This window comes from Hungatella hominis (assembly GCF_014288005.1).
Classification (GTDB): domain Bacteria; phylum Bacillota; class Clostridia; order Lachnospirales; family Lachnospiraceae; genus Hungatella; species Hungatella effluvii.
Genome location: NZ_JACOPB010000002.1, coordinates 80,004 through 103,332 on the forward strand (window position 1 = coordinate 80,004; position 23,329 = coordinate 103,332).

At 48.9% G+C, this 23,329-nt stretch carries 21 protein-coding genes; 3 read left to right on the forward strand and 18 right to left on the reverse strand.

The features are described 5' to 3' along the window. The 4 genes from H8S75_RS04650 to add form a co-directional block, all read right to left on the reverse strand. Window positions 1-828, reverse strand: a complete 828-nt coding sequence (locus tag H8S75_RS04650; RefSeq protein WP_187019730.1) for a carbohydrate ABC transporter permease — start codon at window positions 826-828, stop codon at window positions 1-3. 2 nt (window positions 829-830) lie between these two features. After that, window positions 831-1,751: a carbohydrate ABC transporter permease gene (locus H8S75_RS04655; protein ID WP_187019732.1), complete on the reverse strand. Its 921-nt coding sequence runs from the start codon at window positions 1,749-1,751 to the stop codon at window positions 831-833. A 63-nt stretch (window positions 1,752-1,814) separates the two neighbouring features. Then, window positions 1,815-3,278: an ABC transporter substrate-binding protein gene (locus tag H8S75_RS04660; protein ID WP_187019734.1), complete on the reverse strand. Its 1,464-nt coding sequence runs from the start codon at window positions 3,276-3,278 to the stop codon at window positions 1,815-1,817. Between the two features lie 244 nt (window positions 3,279-3,522). Further along, window positions 3,523-4,512 (reverse strand): adenosine deaminase, encoded by a 990-nt coding sequence (gene add / locus H8S75_RS04665; protein ID WP_187019736.1) that lies wholly within the window; start codon window positions 4,510-4,512, stop codon window positions 3,523-3,525. A gap of 159 nt (window positions 4,513-4,671) precedes the next feature. Between add and H8S75_RS04670 the strand changes: the two genes are divergently transcribed. The 3 genes from H8S75_RS04670 to H8S75_RS04680 are packed head-to-tail and all read left to right on the forward strand — an operon-like array spanning window position 4,672 to window position 6,904. Next, on the forward strand, window positions 4,672-5,217 hold the full coding sequence (locus H8S75_RS04670) for a cupin domain-containing protein (protein WP_243270180.1): 546 nt from the start codon (window positions 4,672-4,674) through the stop codon (window positions 5,215-5,217). A gap of 5 nt (window positions 5,218-5,222) precedes the next feature. Beyond that, complete coding sequence (locus tag H8S75_RS04675) at window positions 5,223-5,768, forward strand: nitroreductase family protein (protein WP_187019738.1); 546 nt, start codon at window positions 5,223-5,225, stop codon at window positions 5,766-5,768. Then, window positions 5,750-6,904 (forward strand): hypothetical protein, encoded by a 1,155-nt coding sequence (locus H8S75_RS04680; protein WP_187019740.1) that lies wholly within the window; start codon window positions 5,750-5,752, stop codon window positions 6,902-6,904. The genes H8S75_RS04675 and H8S75_RS04680 overlap by 19 nt, the downstream gene beginning before the upstream one ends. A 157-nt stretch (window positions 6,905-7,061) precedes the next feature. Here H8S75_RS04680 and H8S75_RS04685 read toward each other — a convergent pair whose 3' ends face one another. From H8S75_RS04685 to H8S75_RS04750, 14 genes are all read right to left on the reverse strand, one after another. Then, window positions 7,062-8,279 (reverse strand): NAD(P)-dependent oxidoreductase, encoded by a 1,218-nt coding sequence (locus H8S75_RS04685; protein ID WP_187019742.1) that lies wholly within the window; start codon window positions 8,277-8,279, stop codon window positions 7,062-7,064. A gap of 188 nt (window positions 8,280-8,467) precedes the next feature. Next, window positions 8,468-9,340, reverse strand: a complete 873-nt coding sequence (locus H8S75_RS04690; protein WP_187019743.1) for a helix-turn-helix transcriptional regulator — start codon at window positions 9,338-9,340, stop codon at window positions 8,468-8,470. Window positions 9,341-9,649: 309 nt separating this feature from the next. Continuing rightward, window positions 9,650-10,474, reverse strand: a complete 825-nt coding sequence (locus tag H8S75_RS04695; protein ID WP_187019745.1) for an HAD-IIA family hydrolase — start codon at window positions 10,472-10,474, stop codon at window positions 9,650-9,652. A gap of 6 nt (window positions 10,475-10,480) precedes the next feature. Beyond that, window positions 10,481-11,254 carry a sugar phosphate isomerase/epimerase family protein gene (locus H8S75_RS04700; RefSeq protein WP_187019747.1) on the reverse strand — a complete coding sequence of 258 codons (774 nt, stop codon included), beginning with the start codon at window positions 11,252-11,254 and terminating at the stop codon, window positions 10,481-10,483. Then, window positions 11,251-12,618 carry a sn-glycerol-1-phosphate dehydrogenase gene (locus H8S75_RS04705; RefSeq protein ID WP_187019748.1) on the reverse strand — a complete coding sequence of 456 codons (1,368 nt, stop codon included), beginning with the start codon at window positions 12,616-12,618 and terminating at the stop codon, window positions 11,251-11,253. The genes H8S75_RS04700 and H8S75_RS04705 overlap by 4 nt, the downstream gene beginning before the upstream one ends. 22 nt (window positions 12,619-12,640) lie before the next feature. After that, window positions 12,641-13,327 (reverse strand): ribulose-phosphate 3-epimerase, encoded by a 687-nt coding sequence (gene rpe / locus H8S75_RS04710; protein ID WP_187019750.1) that lies wholly within the window; start codon window positions 13,325-13,327, stop codon window positions 12,641-12,643. An 83-nt stretch (window positions 13,328-13,410) separates the two neighbouring features. Then, window positions 13,411-14,796, reverse strand: a complete 1,386-nt coding sequence (locus H8S75_RS04715; RefSeq protein ID WP_187019751.1) for an ABC transporter substrate-binding protein — start codon at window positions 14,794-14,796, stop codon at window positions 13,411-13,413. Between the two features lie 20 nt (window positions 14,797-14,816). Next, window positions 14,817-15,647, reverse strand: coding sequence for a carbohydrate ABC transporter permease (locus H8S75_RS04720; RefSeq protein WP_002602147.1), 831 nt, complete (start codon window positions 15,645-15,647; stop codon window positions 14,817-14,819). Window positions 15,648-15,659: 12 nt separating this feature from the next. Next, window positions 15,660-16,544, reverse strand: a complete 885-nt coding sequence (locus H8S75_RS04725; RefSeq protein ID WP_002602146.1) for a carbohydrate ABC transporter permease — start codon at window positions 16,542-16,544, stop codon at window positions 15,660-15,662. Continuing rightward, on the reverse strand, window positions 16,541-17,590 hold the full coding sequence (locus tag H8S75_RS04730) for an ABC transporter ATP-binding protein (RefSeq protein WP_002602145.1): 1,050 nt from the start codon (window positions 17,588-17,590) through the stop codon (window positions 16,541-16,543). The genes H8S75_RS04725 and H8S75_RS04730 overlap by 4 nt, the downstream gene beginning before the upstream one ends. 40 nt (window positions 17,591-17,630) lie before the next feature. Then, the gene (locus tag H8S75_RS04735) at window positions 17,631-18,926 is read right to left on the reverse strand and encodes an alkaline phosphatase family protein (protein ID WP_187019753.1); all 1,296 of its coding nucleotides are present in this window, start codon (window positions 18,924-18,926) and stop codon (window positions 17,631-17,633) included. Then, window positions 18,923-20,578, reverse strand: coding sequence for a ribulokinase (locus H8S75_RS04740; protein WP_187019754.1), 1,656 nt, complete (start codon window positions 20,576-20,578; stop codon window positions 18,923-18,925). The genes H8S75_RS04735 and H8S75_RS04740 overlap by 4 nt, the downstream gene beginning before the upstream one ends. A gap of 14 nt (window positions 20,579-20,592) precedes the next feature. Continuing rightward, entirely contained in the window at window positions 20,593-21,966 is a 1,374-nt protein-coding gene (locus tag H8S75_RS04745; RefSeq protein WP_187019756.1) for a sn-glycerol-1-phosphate dehydrogenase, read from the reverse strand. 273 nt (window positions 21,967-22,239) lie between these two features. After that, window positions 22,240-23,328 carry a LacI family DNA-binding transcriptional regulator gene (locus H8S75_RS04750; protein ID WP_002602141.1) on the reverse strand — a complete coding sequence of 363 codons (1,089 nt, stop codon included), beginning with the start codon at window positions 23,326-23,328 and terminating at the stop codon, window positions 22,240-22,242. Window position 23,329 lies beyond the last annotated feature (1 nt).

Genomic DNA, 23,329 nt, shown 5'->3' on the forward strand with positions numbered 1-23,329 from the left:
TCACTGTTTAATTCCTGACACTGCAATACTGGCCACGATGTGCTTTTGAAGCAGCAGAAACAAAATTGTTAAGGGAATCGCGCTTAACACCGCCACGGCCATTCTGGGACCGTAATATACGCTGTTCTGCTGTGCATTAAACATAGCCACGCCTACGGAAATCACCTGCTTTGCCGAATCACGGATAACTACCAGCGGCCATAAGTAGGAATTCCAGTTAGCAATCACCTGAAGGATACTTAATGTAGCCATAACCGGTTTTGACAGAGGAAGAATGATGCTGAAGAAAACACGCCATTCTCCCGCTCCATCCAGATATGCCGATTCCGCCAGTGAATCCGGGATTGATGCAATATTCTGTCTTGCAAAGAACACGCCGTATACGTAGGCAAAATTCCCCAGGATCAAAGGCCAGTATGTATTTAAAAGCCCCCAGCTCTTATACTGCAGATACAGCGGTACAAGCCTCGATTCAAAAGGAACCATCATGACAGCAAGCATAAAAATATACCAGAACTTCTTTCCGACAAAATCTCCTTTTGCGAATGCATACCCGCACATAAGGGAGAAAAATACGGAAATCAGGGTGTTCACAATTGTAATGAAAATCGTATTTCCATAGTATCTGGCCAGGTCTATCAGTTTTGCAGCGGCCTTATAGTTAAACAGAGCAGCTTCGTACGGTAACCATGAAAACGGCGGAAGTGCTGTCGTCGCGGCACGGTCAAAGGACAGAACAACCGCCCACCACAGCGGTGTCAGAATAATTGCCAGAATGACTAATAAGATAACGATTATAACTGATTTTCTGATTTTTGCTTTTCTCATACTCATTTCTCCTCATCCAAAAAGCCCGTCAACTTAACATTCAGCATGGTAAACGCAAATACCATAACAAATAAAATCATTGCTCCGGCTGAGGAAATACCATAGTTAGGCACTTCAAAGCTAAACTGATAAATATACATTAAAATTGTCTGCAGAGTGCCTCCCGGTACGCCTGCAGAACTGTTTCCGCCTATGATAAACAGATCGGTAAATCTGGATAACCCATTAATCATCGTCGTTACAAGCAAGAAGGAAAAGCAGCCTCTCATGCAGGGAATCGTTATATAGCAGATTTTTTTCCAGCCGTTGGCTCCGTCAACAGCCGCCGCATCATAAATTTCCGTTGGCACAGACTGCATGCTTGCCAGATTAATCAGCATGGAATACCCCATATTCATCCAGCACCACAGGATCGTCGCTCCGATCTTTGCATATTTAGCATTGGACAACCACCCAATGGTTATCTCACGCCCCAGAATCCGGCTTAAAAATGTATTTAATAGTCCCCCATCCCCCTGTAAAACAGCCTGAAACATCAGAATTACACTGACTCCTGTAATAATATTGGGAAGATAGAAGCCAATTCTGAAAAAACTCTGCGTCTTACCGGAACCGAGACTGTTAATCATAGTTGCCAGTATAAAACCCAAAGGAATTGTCAGCAGCCCCAAAAGAGCCAATAAAACAGTGTTCCATAAAGATTTTAAGAAGGTTGACTGTGTCATCAGGACCTTATAATTTTTTAGTCCCGCGAACTTTTCTCCAAATCCGATTACTGACACGTCAAACAAGCTGTATTTGATTGTTGTAAGCATAGGAAGGTAAACCAACAGCAGCAGCGTTACAATACTGACAATAATAAAAGAGTACCATGTCATCTGTTTTTTTATCTTTCTTTTTGTCCATTTCTTTTGTTTCATCATACCTCCTGCTTTCTATCAGGAGATGGGAAATGGTCAGAACCATTTCCCATCATTATGCCTGTGTTACTGAATGGATTTCAAATATTCATCGACCGAGTTTTGAAGTGTCTTAACTGCTTCTTCCGGTGTTGTAACCTGATTAAGCAGATCACTGATAACGACACCCATCGTCGAGGTTACCGGCCCAAAACTCACATTATAAAAGAAATCATTAGTGGAATTGTTAAAGCCATCCGGTATCTCTTCCATGGCTCTGTTAATAGCCTGAACCTTATCACCCATTTCCGTCTTTACGAATTCCATGCCAGATGGATTATTAGGAATTCTTCCGCAATCGGAAACCCATTTTGATACGGTTTCATCCGTAGATATGAATTTCAGGAATTCCCATGCCCATTCTTTATTCTCACTGGTCTTGCAGATCGCCACATTGTTGCTTCCCATAAAAGCGGATGGTTTTCCTTTATACTCTCCGGCTTCTATGGCCGGCATGTTCCAGAAAACAAACTTATCTTCGACTCCGGCCGCCTTCGCTTCTTTATAATGCTTATATGCACTCTGATCCCAGCGAATTGCCGTATCGTTTTCAGCCGTCAGGGTTTTATCGACGTTGACGCCTTCTCTTACATTGGAGCTGCAGTATTGCCCCAGATCCTGAAGCATCTTTAATGCTTTAACCGTGCCATCGCCTGTAAAATCAACCTTACTGTCCAATGGGGTCTTTCCGTACGTAATTACTTTGGCGTCAAACCCTGAGGCCATCATCTGATAATTAAAAAAGCTGTTGGCGGTACTATTCGTATCTACCAGCTGAACCCCATACGTCTGTTTTCCGGTAACCGGATCAATTCCCGTCATCTTTTCCGCCATGGCAAGCATATCTTCCCATGTCCAGTCCTCCCCCGGGAGTTCCACGCCGTAATGTTCGAAAATATCCTTGTCCAGATATACGATCATAGGATCAACCACATACTGAATCCCGGTTGTTGTGGATACGGAGAGATCGTTTACCGCATCCGTACGTCTCTGTTCCACTGCATAAATCTGCTTCCGAAACTCCGGATCTGCTTCTAAATAGCTGTCCAAAGGCTCTACAAGATCACATATACTGGCCCCGTGCAGTATCAGATCGATTCCCCCGCCCAACACTGCCGTCTGTATGGAAGACTGCCAGTTTTCCCATGGCACGGCTTCAATTTCCACATGAACGTTGGGATGCAGCTCGTTCCACTTATTTACGACAACATCGTATCCCGGTGTCTCTTCCCCTGTAATCATGTCCAGACTTCCCTTTTCTCCCTGCTCTGCAAACAGTCCCGGCCCATATACATGCAGGGTTATCTCTTCCTCGCTGGTTCCCGCCTCCCCGCCGCTTTCCGCCTGGGTGGTCTGTGACGCCTGCGCTGACTGTTCCGCAGCCGCCACCGTACTTTCTACTGCTTTTGTCTCATCCCCCGATGAACCACAGCCAGATAAAAGTCCTGCAGCCATTACTGTTCCCATTAATAACGTCAGATGCTTTTTCATAGTAAATCCTCCTCCGATATAGTTTTATAAATGGATTCGATGACTCTGTATCTTCATAAGATATGTGTATATTTTAGCAAATGAGAGTTAGTTTACAACAAATATATTATACTGTTTGACAAATATATTTGTTTCTGCGTTTTGCCGGAAAGGATAAGCCAGCCAAGCGAAATGCAAAACAACGCCGGGTCCTGATAAAACCAGGTTCCCGGCGCTGCTGTTACCATTACTTATGTACTTTTTCCTATTTCCTCATGAGCTCACGAATTCTGCATTTCACCTCTTCCCCCACAAACGCTCCATCAATCGCATACTCATTCATTTTCTTAAGTTCCTCTTCCCGGAATCCCAATTCACTCATAATCAATTCCGCCTCCCGCTCCAGGGAAGTGTCGGATACCGTCATATTATCGGTATTATACGTGACTCTTATGCCCCTGTCGAAAAACTTCTTCAGAGGATGCTCCTTGATTCCGGCCACAGCCTTTGTCTGCAGATTGCTCACCACGCACATCTCCAGGGTGATCTTCTCCCGTTCCAGCAGCCTCATGCAATCTTCCGACTGAATGGCCGCGCAGCCGTGCCCGATTCTCTTCGCGCCAAACGCTACGGCTCTCGCCACATTCTCATAATCTCCGCATTCCCCGGCGTGAATCGTAAACGGTACCCCGGCCTGATACACCCGCTTAAACATTCCTTCAAAATGTTCCATCGGAACGAATCCCTCAGGCCCGGCGATATCGGCTCCGATCACACCGTTCACGGTCTTTTCTCCGAAAAACACCTTCGCCAGTTCCATGGTCGCCGCATTCTCCGCATCGCTGCCGTTTACCATGGCGCAAAGCAGTACACCTGCGTAAATTCCGGTCTCCAGACATCCTGCTCTCACGCCTTTCACAACGGCTTCCACCGCCTGTCCCTGCGTAAGTCCCTTCTGTTTATGAAGCTGCGGTGCAAATCGAATCTCTGCGTAAACCAGCCCCTGCCCGGCCAGCCTTTTCACCAGATCACAGGCCGCATATTCCAGTGCCTCCTTTGTCTGAAGCAGAATGCCTGGCAAATCAAAGCATTTTAAATAATCCGGCAGGCTTTCACAGTTTTCGCCTACCGACAGCATTTTTTTTACATCCTTCCCTTTAAAGTCATATCCAATTCTATCTGCCAGTGTTTTTACTGCATCAATGGACAGCGATCCATCGAGATGCAGGTGTAAATCCGTTTCCGGTCGTCTCATAATCAATCCCTCGTTTCTGCAAAATGATAGATTCAGTATAACATAATCATATAATTCGTGAAAGAGCGTTTCCAGTTGTATTTTTTTGAAAAAAGCATTATGATTAGAATCAGGATACGGACCTCCGCGGCAGATCAATCTTACATAAAAAGGAGCTTCATGAAAAACAAAAAAGAAAACAGCAATACAGGTAATACCCATTCCTTAGACCCGTCTTTCATCTGGAAAGATGCGGCCGGGCTCATCACAAAAGAACTGGGAAAATCCGTAGGAAGTGAACGAATTTATATTCACTTGGACATTGTACCTCCGGGTGCTTTCAGCACATCGTATCACAGTCATTCCTGCCAGGAAGAGTTCTTCTATATTATGTCAGGAACCGGAACACTTCGTCTCAATGATGAAAACTATCCGGTCGGACCAGATGACTTTCTCGCCAAACCCGCGGGCAAAAACATCGCTCATTCCTTCTACAATTCCGGCAAAGAGAATTTATATATTCTTGATATCGGAACCGTAGATCCAGAGGATACCTGTTACTATCCGGACGAGCAGATGTATCTGCACAAATCAAATGGAGAGAGAAGAACTTACCGCGCGGATGCCACCGAAAGCGACTGGTCTTCCGCCCCGAATGGTCATTCGCCCGCTCTGCGTACGAGTCACCGTGACACTCAGCCATGCAAACCCAAGAAAGGAGAATAACAATAATGGACACTATGAACGCAATCCGCAATCGCAAAAGCTTTCGCGGCCCCTTTACAAACGCTCCCGTATCGCGGGAAGATTTGACCGAACTTCTGGAGGCTGGTTACTTAGCCCCCTCCGGCTGCAACTTACAGACCACCAGGCTGATCGGCGTGGATGATCCGGAGCTTCTGGCCGGACTTGCCGATATCTACAGCCACGAATGGGCAAAGGGAGCCACCGCCGCCATCCTTCTGATTGGCAGCTACACCATGTCACCCAGCGGAGTTTCCTACCACGTCCACGATTACTGTGCAGCCGCTGAAAACATCTATCTGGCTGCCGCCGACAAGGGCCTTGGAACGGTGTGGATCGAAGGACAGATCCGCGGAGAAAGGGCAGAAAAGATGGGCAGATTACTGGGTGTGCCGGAGGATCAGACCGTCTATATCTATATGCCGGTGGGTTATCCCGCAAAACCCGGTCCTGACGCCAAAAAGAAGCCGTTTGAGGAACGGGTATGGTTCAACGGATACGGGGGCGCCAAATCATGCACTTCACCAGAATAATGAAAAAAACAGGCGTTCTCACCTTCCTTGCCCTGACTCTGGCCCTGAGCCTGACCGCCTGCTCAAAAAGCCAGGCAGAGGAAGCGGATTCCTCCTCCCAGACATCCACGAAGCAGTCTTCGGCCTCCGATACAGCCGGACAGCAGACCGCCGCTGTCGATTCCACAGCCCCGTCTGCCGGCCAGATCTACTTGTTCGGTGAGGAACATGGCGTGGAAAAAATCCTGAATAAAGAGGTTGAAATATGGAACGATTATTACCACAACCAAAATATGAGACATTTATTTGTGGAGCTTCCATACTATACCGCAGAATATTTAAACCTGTGGATGAAGTCGGACAGCGACGACATCCTCGATGCCATCTACGATGACTGGGACGGCTCCGCTGCCCACAATCCTTACATCAGGCCATTTTATAAGGCAATTAAGGAAAACTGCCCCGAGACCATTTTCCACGGAACCGATGTGGGGCACCAGTACTTCTCAACCGGAGAGCGATATCTGGCGTATTTGAAAGAAAACGGGCAGGAAAACTCCGAGCAGTACCAGTTTTCACAGAAGGTTATCGAACAGGGAAAATACTATTACGACCATACTGACGATGTCTACCGTGAAAACATGATGGTAGAAAACTTTATCCAGGAATACGATAAGTTAAATAACCTAGACATTATGGGCATCTACGGAGGCGCCCACACAAATCCCGAGTCCCTTGACAGCACCGGCACCATTCCATGCATGGCAAACCAGCTAAAGGAGCATTACGGTGATGTCATTCATTCGGAGAACCTGGCTCTGGCAGTGAAAGACGACACTCCCGTCCGAACCGACAAACTCACCGTCAATGGAAAAGAGTACGAGGCTTCCTATTTCGGGGAACAGGATTTAACAGGCTTTAAGGATTATTTATCCCGTAAATTCTGGCGCCTGGACAATGCATACGATGATTTTAAGGGCTGTGCTTTAACCGGAGAGCAGCTTCCCTATCGCAATTACCCCATGCGGATCGAAACCGGACAGGTCTTTGTCATAGACTACACAAAAACCGACGGTTCTGTTTCGAGGCAGTATTACCGGTCTGACGGAAACCAGTGGAACGGATCGCCGTCAACGCAGGGCATTACCGTGGATTAGTCCCTCCCGGGAGATAGATGGAAGGATATGCAAGCATGTCTTTCTGCTCATGTATATAAAAATGGCTGCGCCGGAAAGTACTATGAGATATACTGTGCTTTCTGACGCAGCCATTTTCACTTGTTTTTTATGACACCTGACGGTTCGATTTCATCTCTTATATTCGTTTCATATATTCATCCATGGCTTCCGCCACCACTTTGGAATAGGCGGCCGCCTCCACCACAGTTCTCGCGCCCAGCACCACGTCGCCGGAGGCGAATATCCCCGGGATTGTTGTCTGGCCGTTCTCATCGGTCATCAACAGGCCATTGGGCGAAGCCTTCAGCCCTTCCGTCGTATTGACGAGCTTGCTTTTCGGACCCTGGCTGATGGAAATGATCGTGGAATCGGCGTAAATCTGTTCCCTCTTCTCATTGACACCGGTCTGATTGCCCTCCGCATCGTAAAGTATATTTTCAAACACCGGTCCATCATCTGTGATCTCTGCAATCTGTTTCCCAAACTCGAAAGCCGCACCATCCAGTCTGGCATAGGCAGTCTCATGTTCACTGGCATTGCTGGCAAGGCCTCTCGCATATAAGGTCACCTCACGGGCGCCGTGGCGGATCACGGTACGGGCCACGTCCATGGCCGAATTCCCCATGCCGATAATCGCCACCCGTTCTCCCAGATCGTAGGCGTCCGGATTCGCCAGATAGTCGATGGCATAGTGTACATTTCCAAGGGATTCCCCCTTGACGCCCAGGGTCTTCGGCCTCCAGACTCCGGTTCCGATAAAGATGCTCTCGTATCCGTCCCGGAACAGATCTTTAATCTCCAGCGCCGTGCCGATGGCCGTGTTGGGCCTGATCTTCACGCCAATCTCCAGCAGCTTTTTCTTATAGCGGTCCAGGATCGTCTTCGGCAGACGGAACGCGGGGATTCCATACTGAAGGACTCCTCCGATCTTATCCTTCGAATCGAAGATGGTGACGCTGTATCCCTTCTTTGTCAGCAGAATAGCGATGGTAATTCCAGCCGGGCCTGCGCCGATAACTGCAACCTTCTTTCCATTTTTCGGCTGACACTCAATCTTCATCTTATCAAAAATAGTATCGGAAATGTAATTTTCAATGCTGCTGATATGGACTGGCTGTCCTTTTCTGCCAAGTATGCAGTGGCCCTCACACTGATTCTCATGATTACATACCAGAGAGCAGACTAAGGACATGGGATTATTGGCGAATATCATATCTCCCGCCCGGTTTAAATCGCCATCCTTAAACGCCTCGATCATCTTTGGAATCGGTGTGTGTATCGGGCACCCCTGCTGACACATAGGCTTCTTGCAGTTTAAACATCTGTTTGCTTCATCAATCACATGAACAGCCATGACAATCCCTTCCTTTCGCTGTTTGGAACACTGCTGTATTTTGTATACAATTATTTTTGTCCACATCATAGCACAAAGGAAACCAGTAATCAATATCTGGACTTCATGTATTGAAAAAAATAAATTTTGATATTTTATTATCTTTTTCGTTTATTTTTAAACGATTTAAACGTTACAGTTCACTCCCCTCACTTCTTATCCCCCCAGATCACCGCTACAACGGCACAGAGAATTCCGCTGATGGGGTAAACGATCCAGGCAATTCGGAACATATCCCATGCCAGCCCCAGATAGAGGAAGAGAGCCGTAGCCAGAAGCATGATGACGCCGCACGCCTTTCCCACGATCGCCTCCCCTTTCTCTTTGCTCCCATCGTGGCGCTTATTGTATTCCTCGACCTCGTACTTTTCCTTCTGAATTCCAAAGTACACAAACATGCCAACCGCAATGGTGACACAGAGCAGGAAAAAGCCGCCTGAAAACTGTTCTTTTAAAGGAATGTTTATGGAATCCAGCGCGATATTCACACAGATTCCAAACAGGATCAAACATACTGCAAAAGCGATGGCAATGCCGAATCTTCTGGTGAAGACGGAACGCTCTTCTTCCGAATAAAAGTCCTGGATATGTGGATATTTCTTTTCAAATGCTTCCATGTTGATGCCAGTCACAATCATAACGGCCACCGACACACCCACGACTGCAATCAAAAAGATCGCCAGAATATCCTCATGAACGATTCCATCCAGGAAAGCCATCAGCGTGACCGCTGCCAGAATTAATGTAACGCAGCCTGTTATGCGATGGGAGAAGCTGTTCATGAAACGGTCGTATCCCGCAGCATCCGCCTGGTCCTCCAGCGTCATATCTCCCTTGACCAGGGAATCCATGTCACAGTGAAACATATCGCAGATGATTAACAGTTTTTCCATCTCCGGATAAGACTGACCTGATTCCCATTTGGAAACCGCCTGCCGTGATACCTCCAGCTGCTCCGCCAACTGTTCCTGGGTCAGATTGTTTCTTTTTCTCAACACTTGTAAATTATCAGAAAAGCTCATATATTTTCCCTCCTGTAGGATATATTTTATATTTTTATTCTACAGTTGCATGGCCGCCACTTCCACCAACCTGACGTAGCAATTCCATTTTTTTCATGCTACTTGCGGTTGCATCCCTTATTTCAGGCCAAAAAGTTAAGAAAGGCCGGCCGCATGACCTGCCTCCTGGCAGCCCGATCATGCGGCCGGTCCTCCCTCACGGATAACCGTTCCTTCACAACCCTGTCTACTGTTTATCGACCACATCATATCATAAAGGGAGGGTTGACACAATATATATAAGTCAAAAATGCACTGCAGCTGCTGCCCTTATTCCTGCAGCAATAAATATTTCCCCATCTCTCCCAGCGATTCAAAGACCGCGTCCGGCTTCACTGCTGATGTCTCCAGATCCTCCGGCACAGTCTCCCCCGTCAGAACCAGAAAGCCTTTGCCTCCATGATTCACACCGGTGGCGATATCCGTATAGAGCCGGTCCCCTACGAAGCCGATCTGCCCGACGGGAACCTTCATGCTGTCCACGATCATCTCCACTGTCTCCTTATAGGGTTTCCCAAAATAGCGAGGTTCCCTTCCCGTAGAAAGGGTGATTGCCGCACAGATGGCCCCGCAGTCCGGCAGAAAGCCCCCCTCGACCGGACAGTTGATGTCCGGATGGGTCGCCATAAAGGAGGCTCCTTCGCGGATCAGGCGGCAGCCTCTGTCCAGCTTTTCATAGGTCAGCGTCATATCAAAGGCCGTCATCACGATCTCCGCGTCATCCTCCGATAACCGAATTCCGGCGTCTGCAAACTGTCGCTCCAGCTGAGGCGTTCCCATAAGGTAGACACGCTGATCGCCGTAATAAGTCTTCAGGTACCGGATAGTCACGTCCCCTGCGGTCATAATCTGTGATCTGCTTATATTGCAGCCCATGCGGTGAAGCTTTTCTATGTACTCTTCCGGCGCCCTTGACGTGTTGTTGGTGAAAAACAGAAACTGCTTTCCCCGTTTCACCACCGCTTTCAAAAAATCCAGCGCGCCGTCTATCATCTTTTCCCCGCAGTAGAAGGTGCCATCCATATCGATGACAAATAATTCCGTCTGATCCAGCAGACATTTTTTGCGTTCCTCTGTCTCATACATTTCCTTCATTTTTTCTTATTCTCCGGCTAAACTTTCTAAGATTTTTCGATCCTCTTCATAATCGCTCACTGAGGCCTCATTGTACTCCAGAACCATGGACGCCTCCGGCGTATCCGCTTTGACGCCTTTCATAAACGCTCTCCACTCCATATTGCCCTTGCCAATCCGCAGATGACTGTCCGAATCTCCAAAATTATCATGGAGGTGATACCCGGCCAGCTGACCTTTTAGCTCTGCCTGAAGCATTCTCACATCATAACCACTCATATTTCCATGACCGGTGTCGTAAAGCGCGTGCAGACCGGAGTTTTCCTGAAACAGGCGGGTAAAATCCTTCTGGCTGAAAAGACCGCTGCCGCCGGGACACGGAACATTTTCAATGACCAGACCGATCCCATTGCTTTCACAGATTTCAGAAAACCGGTTAATCCGTTCCATACATCTGGCTCTCAGGCGCTCTTTCTCCCTCTCATTCAGCTTCCGGCAGCCCCCGCTGTCGGTATGAACCACGTAATGCGTACCGGAAAACCGGTGATAGAGGTCAAATGGCTCCGAGAGATAATCAAACAACTGATCGTCCGATATATCACTGTCCATATGGTAAAAATCAAACGGCGAATGGATGCTGAATGATTTCCGTTTCCCCCGATAACAACGTTTCAGCAGCTCTGTCCAGTATCGTTCCGATGCCCAGCCATAAAAAATCTCTATTCCGAAGTGCTCCGGCAGCAAGGCCATCTGACTGCCGGTAAGACAGGTAAAGCTTAAAGAACTGACTGTATACTTCATGTTGCCCTCCATGATCCAAAGAGACGGTCTGCCGCCTCTTCCAGCATTCCCAGATCCCATAATAGCCTCGTGCAAATATATTTATCCCGTATATCCTTTGTGGCCAGAAATGCTGTCCTGACATCGTCCGCAGACAGGCCCAGCTGCGCCGGACTGACCGGTACTCCTGCGAGGAGAAGCCGTTCTTTCAGCCACTCCTCGTCCGGCAACTCTTCCCTGATAATCTTCTGTATTTCATCCCATCTGGAAAGAATGATCTCCAGCCGCTCCTTATGCAGCATCTTGTCGTACTTCTTTTCCTCGTCCTCGCGCCGGATTATCGTGTCGGCCGCAGTGCCGAACACCCGCCTCACAAAGGCTCTCCACTCCTCCGGATCAAAATCTTCTGCGTGCCTCAGCGCCCTTTCACGGTCCGGCTCCAGCTGTCCAATATATTTGAGCACGGGAATTGTCAAAAGCGTTCCTACCCCTACGGAGATTCCGTGAAGGGAACGCGGCTTCTTCTGCTGAAGTGCCCTCATCTCCCAGATATGGGAAAAGTAATGCTCGGTCCCGGAAGCCGGTCTGGAAATTCCGGCATAGCTCATGGCGATTCCGGAAAGCACCAGACCGAAGGCCGTATCCCCCGCCGCGTCTTCGTTTCGCTCTGCCAGCTTCGCGGAAGAATCCATGCAGGTCTTTAAGGACTTTTTTACCAGCTCCGCGATCTCCCCGCAATAGTATTCTCCTGTGATAACATGGGCAATCTTCCATTCGCAGATGCTGACATACTTTGCAGCCATATCACCGATTCCAGCCTGAATCATCTCCATCGGCGCCTGTGCGAGAATCGCGGTATCCAAAAGAATCCCTTCGGGGCATTTGGAAGGCAGGGAAACCTTCACTCCGCTTCGAAGCATGGAGGAGGTATTCGACGCGTACCCGTCCATGGAGGGAGCTGTCGCCGCGATGAGATAGGGAAGCCCTGTCATATCCGCCACAATCTTGCAGATATCGTTGATCGTTCCCGAACCAACTGCCACGATGCCGTCCCACTGCCTGTCAAACTGCAGGGCGAGAGAGCCCACCCAGAACTCATCCGGTTCCGGACGCCTGGAATCCATGACAAAAAAGACAGGCTGGATCCCCGCTTCCTTCAAAATCTCACAGACCATTTTTCCTGTTTTCTGCGTATTCCGATCCGCTGTCACGACAGGGTTCTTCATTCCCCGCTCCTTTGCCATGACCGCGATTTTCCACAGAATGTTCTTTCCCACTTCGATCTGCCTTACTGGCGACTTGTGCAGCCTTTTGCAGGAACAGGCCACCCCTTCGTCCCACAGCAGGCTTTCAAGTGGCATTGAAGCCAAAGTTTTTCCTTCCATTCCGCGCTCCTTCCGCTGTTTCCTATGATGTTTTTTTCATCTCCGCCAGAACCACGTTTCTCAGACGGCTGACATTATCTGTAAAAGAACTTCCCTGCCAGTATATACTGCTGCTGCCGGCGACAAAGACGTCGGCTCCTGCCCGCGCCATCACCGGTGCATTTTCAAAACTGACATTCCCGTCCACCTCAATCAGAATACCGCTTTTCTCTATGGCATCTAAATGCGCCCTCAAATCTTCAATCTTCTTTAACGTGGCCGGAATCAGTTTCTGTCCTGAAAATCCTGGATTAACAGTCATAATTAAGATCATATCGATCTCATCATACAGGTAATCCAGATAACAGAGAGGCGTCGCCGGATTAAGAGCCACACAGACCCTGGCCCCCTTCTTCCGTATTGTTTCGATGATCTTCTGGATATTCTTCGTAGATTCCACATGAACGCTCACCACATCCTGGGGAAGCAGCTCAAAATAGTTCAGCTTTTCTTCCGGCTTCTCCACCATCAAATGGATATCCAGTGGTATCCTGGTGTCCTGATGCAGCCTGCGTATCAATTCCGTACCAAGTGTATAATTTGGCACAAACGTGCCGTCCATGATATCGACATGGATATAATCACAGCAGCTTTTCTCCAGATCCCTGAGATGGGGTTCCAGATTCATAATGTCCGCGCACATAATAGAGGCCGAAATCATTGGGTTCATACCGCAGTCCTTCTCCTTTCCTCAAACGGCTGCGGGACCGCTGCCATTTCTGACAGCAGCCCCGCAGTGTATGTTCTGTTTCTTTACTGGAGATCAGCCAGAATATCTTCGGCTTCTTCTTTCAATATGTTCATCTGCTCTGTTACATCCTCATAATCGTAGAAACACGCTTCCATCATAGCAGCTACGTTGTTGGCGATATCTCCATTGTTGGGCTGCATAACCATATGGTCGTTATTGCCGTATTCAAGCTGGTTATAGGCGATTTCACAATTGGGATTCTGAGCCCATTTCTCTTTGATTACCGGCATTTCGCTGATCTTCGTGGAACACGGCAGGTAGCCGGTTTCAGCAGCAAAGGTCGCTACACCCGCGTTGTCGTTGTACAGCCAGTAAAGGAAATCCCAGGCCGCATCCTTATTCTTTGCGGAAGCCAGCATGGTCAGCGTATTACCGCCGCTTGGAACCGCGTTTACTTTGAATCTGGGAACGTACTGTACGGAATACTGGAACTTGGCGTTTGAGTCCACATTTCCCAGGTTTGCGATCGAAGATACATAGAACGCGCTCTTTCCTTCCAGGAACATGCCGCGGCAGGTCGAATCAGAGTCAGATACCGGTCCGAAATACATCACCTTATCCTTGCACATCTGCTGAACCTTCTGCATTGCGTCAATGCCGGTGCCATCATCCACGCAGGCCAGTTTTAATCCGTCTTCACTGAACACCTTCGTATCGTTCTGCGCTACAAACATCCAGAAATACCATGGATCGTGAGGAATCGTAAATCCATATTCTACCTTGCCCTCGTTGATCAGTTTTTTCGAAATATCCGATAAATCCGTCCATGTCACGGGAACCTCGGCACCTGCCTCCTCCAGTAAGTCCATGTTGCAGAACAGAACCGGTGTGGAACAGCCCATGGGGAACGCCACCAGCTGGTCTGCGACGGTCGGATCGAGGCTCATGCCAGTAATAAAGGTCGGGTTGAAGTCTGATACTTTCATGTCGGACTTCTCCATATAAGGGACCAGATTTTCCAGAATTCCTTCCTCCTTTGCCAGAATCGATACTTGGCCGGAACCGGTTTGCAGAATATCCGGGCTGTTGCCTGCGGAAATTGCCGTCTGCGCCTTAGCAATGGCATCGTAATAATTTCCCTGGTATTCGGCGACCACCTTGATTTTGTCCTGAGAGGTATTATAGATCTCCACGATCGAATTTAAGAGATCCCCATTCTTGCCGCTCATGGAATGCCAGAACGTCACCTCCGCCTTGTCTGATCCGGAAGCCGTCTCTTCTTTTTTCGCCTCCTCCGTCTTCGCAGCTGCCGTGGTCTCTGCCTTAGACGCATCCTCCGTTTTCGCTGCCGTCGTAGCTGCGGTCTCACCGCCTCCGCATGCGGTCAGACCTGCCGCCATCGCCGCTGCCATCGCCAGTACTGCTGCTTTCTTTAATCCTTTTTTCATGTTGTAAATCCTCCTCTTTTTTATTTGATGCCTGAATAGGCAAATGACTTTATAATTGATTTTGAACACAATACATATACGATCAGAATCGGGAATACCAGAATCAAGTTCCCCGCCATAATGGTATTCCAGTTTGTTACACCCTCGGTATTCTTAAGCATTGCGATTCCGATTGTCAGCGGACGGACCTCTGTGGACTGGGTCATAACCAGCGGCCAGAAGTAATCGTTCCAGTGGCTGACAAAGCTGAACAGCACGATCGTGCTCATGGCCGGTTTCGCCATGGGAAGCATTAATTTATAGACAATTTTCAGCGCGCCTGCATTATCAAGCTTTGCCGCTTCGATTAATTCGTCCGGAACCTGCATAAAATACTGTCTCAGCAGGAAAATTCCAAACGCATTCGTCATAAACGGCAGAATCTGCGGAAGCAGGGAATTCATGATTCCCCAATCTGACATCATCTGATAGATCGGAAGGAAGGTGATCTGCCCCGGCGTCATAAATGCAATCAGCACCAGACCAAACATGATCTTTTTCCCCTTAAACTCATATTTGGCAAACGCATAGGCCGCGGGTACCATGATCACCATCTGAAGCGCAATCACGCTTACAATGATAGAAAGGGAGTTTCTCAAATACAGCAAAAACGGTCCCTTCTGCCACGCGGTTATAAAGTTGATCCACTGAGGAACTGCCGGAAACAGCGTGAGCGGAGAAGAACTGATTTCCGCTTCCGTCTGCAGGGCCACGGAGACCATCCAGAAAAACGGAAATACAAACACCAGCACCAGCGCTGCTTTTAACACGATCCCTATGGCTGCCCATATTTTCTGATTCAATTTATACATGTTTCGTCCCCCCTACTGATAATGTACTTTTTTCGACAAGCTGACAAAATAGAGAACGGTCATGATTCCTACCAGAACCAGAAGCACCACCCCGCCCGCCGCGGCGCGCCCTACATTGAAGTCCATAAACACCTTGTTGTAGATGTAGTATACCAGCGACGTAGTCGCGTTATTGGGGCCGCCCGCCGTCATGACGCGGATGGTCTCAAACACCTTGAAATTTCCGATTGTCATAACGATCAGCACGAAAAAGATCTGAGGTGAGATAAGAGGCAGCGTAATCTTGAAAAATGTCCGGCATTTTCCCGCGTTGTCCAGATCCGCAGCTTCGTAGATACTTTGCGGTATACTCTGGAGCGCTGCGATTAAAATTAGTGTGTAATATCCGATACTCTTCCACGCAGAGGTAAAGATAACCGATGCCAGCGCAGTGTCGGAACTCCTTAAGAACTGGCTTGCAGGCAGCCCCAGCGCCTTTAACACCGAGTTAAAAACGCCGAAGTCCGGGTCCATCATCTGCTGGAAAATAAGGCCGATGGATACCATGGAAATGATATGCGGAAGAAATGCGGCCGCCTGCGTAAAGGAATTCATCTTTGTCGCGCGGGAGCCGAGCCATACCGCGAAGATCAGGGAACATCCCAGCACGATCAGAATCATGAAAAGGGAGTAATACCCTGTATTGACCAGCGCCTTTTGAAACTCTGAAGTCTTAAATATCTTCTCATAATTTTCCAGTCCCACAAATTTCGTCTTGGCTGCGTTTAACTGGTTTACCTTGTAAAAACTCATATGTATCAGCTTGATGATAGGATAGACCACGAAAAGCAGAATCCCAATCATTGCCGGAGCCACCAGGATATAGGGAACTATTTTTTCAGTAATCTTTCCTTTCATACGTCCCTCCTTAACAGTTCCAGGCAGGGATCGTACTCCTCATCTCCCGGGCGGATACGCGTCTCATCCTTTCCAAAGAAATAGATATGCTCCATATCTACGCTTAAAAATACCATATCGTCTACCCGGAACGGATCCTCCAGCCCGGTTACCATATAGGTTCTCCCCATCTTATCCCGCACGGAATAGGTCGTCTCACGCCCCAGCATCTCTCTTGTAACGACAATCCCCTTCGTATGGAAGACGCCGGAGTCCCGTTTTTCTCTTGTGAGAATTCCCCGTTCCGGCCGGAACCCCAGCCGGTTTCCCCCCTGAAGTGCCACGATATTCATTGCCGGAGAACCGATAAAGCGGGCGGTGAACAAATTTGCCGGATCGCTGTATATCTCTTCCGGGGAGGCGATCTGCTGAATCAGACCGTTATTCATCAGAATTACCGTATCGGCCATACTCATGGCCTCCACCTGGTCGTGTGTAACGTAGACGAAGGTCGTCTGCAGTTTTTTGTGAAGCTCGATTAATTCCACGCGCATCTGGACTCTTAACTTTGCATCCAGGTTGGACAGCGGTTCATCCATCAGGAACACGGATGGCTTTTTCACCATGGCACGCGCAAGCGCGACTCTCTGACGCTGACCGCCGGACAGAGTGCTTGGCATGCGGTCCAGGAACTGGGAAAGTCCCACCTTATCGCTGGCCTCTTCGATCAGCTGCTTTCTCACATCCTTCGGTATCTTGTTATTCTTCAGTCCGAACTCGATATTTTCCCGCACGGTCATGGTGGGGTAAATCGCATAGTTCTGAAATACCATGGCTACACCCCGTTTTCCCGGAGCAATTTCACTTACATCCTGCCCATCAATCAATACCTTTCCCGATGTCTGCGGTCCGATTCCTGCGATCATGCGTAGAAGCGTAGTCTTTCCGCACCCCGACGGTCCTACTAAAACAGTAAATGAGCCATCCTCTATTTTCAGATTGATATCCCTGATGACCACATTGTTGTCGAAGCTTTTGGTAACACTTTTAAATTCAATGGCTGCCACTGTAATACTCCTTTCCATTCACTGGTTTTTGTCTTTTTCGCTATTTTCGTATGAAAGATTCGATGGCCTGACCGTCGGCTCCCTGAAGCTCGAATCCGAGCAGTTTCGCATAGGTCGGCGCCTGGTCAACCAGCCTTCCTCTCTGAAGCGTCACATGTTCGTTAAAGTCAGGTCCCTTTGCCAGAAAGACTGGCTGCGGCCCCTTAAAGGGCAGATGCCCGTGGGTAGCTCTTCCATAACGATAGTCTGATACCTCATAGTTCGTCACAATTGGACGATGAATCGAATCGCCGAACGAAGAATAGTCATCCGATTCCAGTACAAAGGAGAACGGGCCGTCGAGATGATACTTCTCATCTGCTTCTTCTGTGGTAAACACCTGACTGATTCCGTAAATGCCTTCCTCCGCCATAAATTTTAAAAGGCTGTATGTCTTCTCATAAGTCTCCCGGTCTTCCGGATTCTTTAAATATACGAGTGCCGACAATCCCCCTGACAGGCACCATGCCTCCCAGTCTTCCAGCGTTCCCTCCTCATTCTTCCGGATCAGTCCATGATCCGCCAGAATCACGTTGGGGTTGATCACGCGTTTGATCTCCATCTGCCCGTGGTCACTGGTCAGCACCAGATTCGTATTTTCCAGCTCCCCGATCTCCTCCACGGCCTGCATGATTTCACCGATCCACTGGTCTGTCTCTTCAATACCGGTCAGAATTCTGTCGTTAAACAGCCCTGTCTGATGGCGGTAGGCGTCAATGTTGGCCGGATGAAGGAACATCACATCCGGCTTATACTGCCGGATAATATCGCAGGTACAGCTCACGATAAACCGCTCCGTCGGCGGATGAATTCTGATCTTATTGTCCCCGATATGGCGTTCTACGATCTCCAGCATCTCCTCGCTGGAGCCCATGCGTTTCCACGCCTCACGGGGCGTATCCTCCGGAAACTGAGTCCAGTATTCATCGATCAGATAATCAATGGCCGGATGGTTGCCCGTTACCGGCCAGAAGACGGCTGCTGTCGTGTATCCCGCCTTTTTCGCCTCAGTAAAAATATCCTCTTTCCATCTGGTATTACTGTAATCCCACTTCCATGGAAGCGGCGATGTTCCCGGTATCATCTGCAGATTCCCCGCGACGCCGTGCTTATCCGGCCACACGCCGCTGCACATCGTGGTATGGCAGGGATACGTAATGGTCGGGTAGACAGAATCGACTTTTTGGACCATACAGCCGCCTGCCAAGTATTTTTGATAATTGGGTAATGTTTTTAAATAATCGACATCCTCAGACACCATTGCATCTGCCGAAAAAACAATCAGTTTCTTCTTCATTTTTTGTCTTCCTCCCCGTTTAGTAAACCTTTGCTGTCAATGTTCACAAATATTTCTTTTAACCGTATATATTTCCTGTATTTTTCCTCATAAACTGCCCTGTTTCCGCAGTCTGGATCATAGACTGCGGACGTCCCCGCTCCCAGCTTATGAATCCAGTCCTTCAGTATTCTAGACGTTTTTTCCGTCCCATCCGCCACCGCCGCGCCCATAATGGCGCTTCCTCTGGCACTGCTTTGTCTGCTTTCGCACACCCGTACTTCCGTACCGCAGATATCAGCCAGCATCTGCATCATCAACGGGCTTTTCATCGGGATCCCGCCGGCCGCAATAAGACGTTCCACGGAATGCCCCGAATCACGGAAGGTATCCACTATGACCCTGGCCCCAAAACAGATTCCCTCCATTAGCGCCAGGTACATTTCCTCGGTCTTCGTATAGATAGTCAGTCCGGTCATCACTCCCGTCAGTTCTGGTCGCATCAGCGGACTTCTCACCCCATTCCACCAGTCTAAAACCACCAGTCCGCGCTGCTCCGGCCGTATGGCGGCCGCCTTCCTCTGCAGCAGCTCATGAATGCCGATTCCCGCCTGCCCTGCCTCTTTCATATAGCTTTCCGGTACACAGTTGTCCACGAACCACTCCAGACACTCGCCGACACAGGACTGGCCTCCTTCATATCCAAACAGCTCCGGTATATGAGCCTCATAAGCACAGCTGTAAATTCCCGGTATCCCCTCCCCGGTATGAGAATTCAGCAGGTAACAGGCGCTGGTTCCCATAACCGCCGTCACGTCGCCTACCCGGTCGGCCCCTGCGCCGACCACCGCGGCATGAGAATCAATCATGGCCGCTGCCACCGGCACTCCCGGCAGAAGTCCCATACGGTCCGCCGCCCTTTGTGTCAGCCGTCCTACGCAGCCCCCCAGGGCAACAAACCGGCCTTTATACTTTCTGGTAACCGGCTCTGACTCCTGCATTATTTTCCTTAAGAAATCCTCATCTGGATATCCGATTCCCCGCTGGTAGAAGCTGTTGCAGCCCGCCATGGACGTGCTCCGGACGCATTCTCCCGTCATATACCATGTCAGCCAGTCCCCCACCTCCAGAAAGGTGTGGCAGCGTTTGTAAACGGCTTCATCCTCTTCCTGGGTCTCCAGGGTCTTCGGCAGAAATGCCTCACAGCTTACTTTGCCTCCCACAAGAGTCAGCCACTCCTCTTTCCAGTTATCTGCCAGACTGTACATCTTTTCCGCGTATTTTTTTGCCCCATGGTGTTTCCACAGCTTGATGTAAGCGTGAGGGCTGCTTTCAAAACCTGGAAGCATGGATATGGCCATACCGCTTTTATCTGCCGGAATCACCGTGGCCGACGTGGCATCCAGGCCAATCCCCTTCACCGACTCCGGCACCGCGCCGCTCTCCCTCAGTAAATCCCTTACCACCTGGCTTAATCCCTGCAGATAGTCCTCCGGAACCGCGAGTGCATATTCAGGCGGGATCGGGCTGCCATCCGGCAGACTCCCTGACACCACGCCATGGGGATATTCATACACCGCTGTGCCGGCTTCCTCTCCGCTGTCCATATCAAGGAGCAGTGCCCTCACGGAAAGAGTTCCATAATCCAGACCGATTGCATATCGTTTCTCCATCCATCTATCCCTCTTTACTTTTCCATCTCTTTCTGAAAAGAAGCGGCCGTCTCCTCTGCGACAGTCTTCAGAATTCCCAGATCCCACAGGAGCTGAAGCAGTGTATAGCGGTCCCTGACCTCCTTAGCCACCTCTATGCTGTCACTCACCATGCCGCAGTCGATTCCCAGTTCCAGCGGATTAACGGGCGCTTCCAAATCCTTTAAAATCCCCCTTATAAGCGCTTCCTTCGGCACTAAATCGCTGACGGTTCTTCTGATGTCTCCCATCTTTTCCCGTATAACCACCAGACGTTTCTTCACTTCCTCCGGGTCATTTTTTAGTTCTGTCTTTTCATTGGCGATCACTCCGTCCGCCGCTGCACCGTAAGTCCGTTTCATATTCTCCGACCATTCCGCAAAATCAAATGCCTCTGCTCTCCTCACCGCCTCCTCATAATCGATTTCTGATTCCATAAATTTCTGATACAACCGAATCGCCGTCATCGTTCCTACGCCTACCTTTGTGCCGTGTAAGACCGCCGGTCTCCCTTCAAACAGGAACTTCATCTCCCAATAATGAGACATATGATGTTCACAGCCCGAAGCCGGTCTGGAATTTCCCACAAAGCTCATGGCAATGCCGGTAAGAACCAGGGACTCCATGACCGTCTGAATCGTCTCCGGGGTCCGTTCCTTTAAGTTCTTGACCTGCTCCATCATCTTTTTTAACGAATATCTCACCATCCGCTCAATGACGGGGCAGAAATATTCGCCGTTCACAAGATTCGATAAATGCCAGTCACAGAGGCAGGTGTATTTTCCGAGAATGTCCGCCACGCCGGCCGCGATCATATTCATGGGGGCCTTTGCAAGAATATCAACATCTCCAACAATTGCCTTCGGTACATGAGCATTATAAGTTGTTTTCAGATTATTTACAATTAAAGCCGCGCCAACCGAAGCAAAGCCATCCATGGAAGGGGCCGATGCGATAATCATGTATTCCATCTTCATCTGATAGCTTAAAAACTTGCACATATCGTTGATCGTACCGGTGCCGACTCCGATAATCAGGTCGCACTCCGGATTGAAGTGGACAAGCAGCTCACCCAGCGTATGCTCATCCGGCACCACAATCTTTCTGGGAATCACATAAGAGGTGCAGGCCTGGTTCCGATCCCGCAACAGCTTCTCCACCCGTTCTCCCGCCGCCTGATACGTATTATAGTCGGATACCAGAAATACGTGATGGTATCCCAGTTCTTCCACTGCCTCCGGCACCCGCTCCAGTGCTCCCTGCGAAATCAGGATTTTTTCCACATCGGTATGATGAGAACGTCCGCATTCGCAGGAAAAGGTATGATGTAAATAATCCTCAATAGTAAAGCATTCAGGCTCGATCTGCATCTTTCAGTCTCCTATCTGTTTTTGATTTATCAATTTTTTTGTTGTATATTTTATATAATAATGTCAATATTCCCTTTGTCAACCTGTGCACTTTTACTCAAAAATTAATAAACCCCAAAAAAACGGATAAATAGTTAATTTTATTAGTAATAAAATTAACTATTTATCCGTCCATTACGGTTTTATCCACTTTTTAAATCAATATTTCTTCGTTTCGCCGTTCCCCTGCTTTTTGCTTACTAATATTATTAGTAATAATTTTTCAAAATTTTTCTATTTTTTTCTCCGGTTTGGCCCTGTCGAGGCTCTCGCAACCAGTTTTGGGACAAATTCCACACGCACGGCACTGGCCGGCCACAAATCCCCGTCGGTTCCATTTTCCTGCTCGATTTTTCGTATCAACACATCGACGGCTTCCCGTCCCCGGTTGGCATCAAAATGCTCTACCGATGTCATGGAAATAGTCCTGTACTGGGAAATCATCGTATTATCACAGCCGCAGACAGAATAGTCCTGTGGAACCTTATACTTCTTGTCTGCCAGCGCATCCATAATTCCTATGGCCACCATGTCGTTCATCCCGACTAGGGCGGTGATGTCATCATACTTTTCCACCACGCGTTTTCCAAGACAGTAGCCGGTCTCATACGATGTGATGTCCTTCGTATACGCAATCTTCTCGCTGTCCATGGTACAGGTCAGGATGTTGAAGGGACTGACTCCTGCCCTGGCATAGGCATTCTGCATGCCCTTCAGCCGGTAAAGCCTGGCCGGATGGCGTTCGTTCAGTTCGGTGGAAATATAGGCAATTTTCCTGTGTCCCAGACTCAGAAGATGCTCGGCGATGATCATCCCCAGCTTTTCGCTGTCCAGTTCTATGATATCCATATTGGAGACTTCCGTCTTGTCGCAGATGGCTACCACGGGCATATTCGCAATGAGCTGCTGAAGCGCCACGGAATTTGCGGGCTTGTAAAGAAGCAGCGCTCCCAGCGCGTCCTGCTGGCAGGCGAGGTTGGCAAACTGGCCTTCCAGCTTCATATTTCGTCCGCTGGAGAAGACCGTGAGAGAATACCCCCGCTCCTCCGCCTGATTACACATGGCCTCCAGAAGACTGATATAGTACAGATTGGTGTACGACGGACACATGGCCATAATCAGCTTCTCGTACCGCTCCCCGCTGTTTCCTTTTCTTTTAGAAGGAACCCGGTAGTTCAACTTCGTGCAGGCGTCCATCACACGCTGTACCGTCTCCGGCGAAAAGCGGACATTATCATAGTTGTTTAAAATCATGGAAACAGTGGGCTGGGAAACACCGGCCAACTGGGCAACATCCTTGGAAGTCGGTTTCTTCTTTGTCATA

What these genes read in the sequence shown, in the direction of transcription:
- H8S75_RS04655 (WP_187019732.1), bottom strand. Translation starts at nt 1,751, where the DNA reads ATGATGAAACAAAAGAAATGGACAAAAAGAAAGATAAAAAAACAGATG.
- H8S75_RS04705 (WP_187019748.1), bottom strand. Translation starts at nt 12,618, where the DNA reads ATGGAAGGAAAAACTTTGGCTTCAATGCCACTTGAAAGCCTGCTGTGG.
- H8S75_RS04740 (WP_187019754.1), bottom strand. Translation starts at nt 20,578, where the DNA reads ATGGAGAAACGATATGCAATCGGTCTGGATTATGGAACTCTTTCCGTG.
- H8S75_RS04650 (WP_187019730.1), bottom strand. Translation starts at nt 828, where the DNA reads ATGAGAAAAGCAAAAATCAGAAAATCAGTTATAATCGTTATCTTATTA.
- H8S75_RS04670 (WP_243270180.1), top strand. Translation starts at nt 4,672, where the DNA reads ATGAAAAACAAAAAAGAAAACAGCAATACAGGTAATACCCATTCCTTA.
- rpe (WP_187019750.1), bottom strand. Translation starts at nt 13,327, where the DNA reads ATGAACCCAATGATTTCGGCCTCTATTATGTGCGCGGACATTATGAAT.
- add (WP_187019736.1), bottom strand. Translation starts at nt 4,512, where the DNA reads ATGAGACGACCGGAAACGGATTTACACCTGCATCTCGATGGATCGCTG.
- H8S75_RS04750 (WP_002602141.1), bottom strand. Translation starts at nt 23,328, where the DNA reads ATGACAAAGAAGAAACCGACTTCCAAGGATGTTGCCCAGTTGGCCGGT.
- H8S75_RS04700 (WP_187019747.1), bottom strand. Translation starts at nt 11,254, where the DNA reads ATGAAGTATACAGTCAGTTCTTTAAGCTTTACCTGTCTTACCGGCAGT.
- H8S75_RS04695 (WP_187019745.1), bottom strand. Translation starts at nt 10,474, where the DNA reads ATGAAGGAAATGTATGAGACAGAGGAACGCAAAAAATGTCTGCTGGAT.
- H8S75_RS04680 (WP_187019740.1), top strand. Translation starts at nt 5,750, where the DNA reads ATGCACTTCACCAGAATAATGAAAAAAACAGGCGTTCTCACCTTCCTT.
- H8S75_RS04725 (WP_002602146.1), bottom strand. Translation starts at nt 16,544, where the DNA reads ATGAAAGGAAAGATTACTGAAAAAATAGTTCCCTATATCCTGGTGGCT.
- H8S75_RS04745 (WP_187019756.1), bottom strand. Translation starts at nt 21,966, where the DNA reads ATGCAGATCGAGCCTGAATGCTTTACTATTGAGGATTATTTACATCAT.
- H8S75_RS04685 (WP_187019742.1), bottom strand. Translation starts at nt 8,279, where the DNA reads ATGGCTGTTCATGTGATTGATGAAGCAAACAGATGTTTAAACTGCAAG.
- H8S75_RS04675 (WP_187019738.1), top strand. Translation starts at nt 5,223, where the DNA reads ATGGACACTATGAACGCAATCCGCAATCGCAAAAGCTTTCGCGGCCCC.
- H8S75_RS04720 (WP_002602147.1), bottom strand. Translation starts at nt 15,647, where the DNA reads ATGTATAAATTGAATCAGAAAATATGGGCAGCCATAGGGATCGTGTTA.
- H8S75_RS04735 (WP_187019753.1), bottom strand. Translation starts at nt 18,926, where the DNA reads ATGAAGAAGAAACTGATTGTTTTTTCGGCAGATGCAATGGTGTCTGAG.
- H8S75_RS04690 (WP_187019743.1), bottom strand. Translation starts at nt 9,340, where the DNA reads ATGAGCTTTTCTGATAATTTACAAGTGTTGAGAAAAAGAAACAATCTG.
- H8S75_RS04715 (WP_187019751.1), bottom strand. Translation starts at nt 14,796, where the DNA reads ATGAAAAAAGGATTAAAGAAAGCAGCAGTACTGGCGATGGCAGCGGCG.
- H8S75_RS04660 (WP_187019734.1), bottom strand. Translation starts at nt 3,278, where the DNA reads ATGAAAAAGCATCTGACGTTATTAATGGGAACAGTAATGGCTGCAGGA.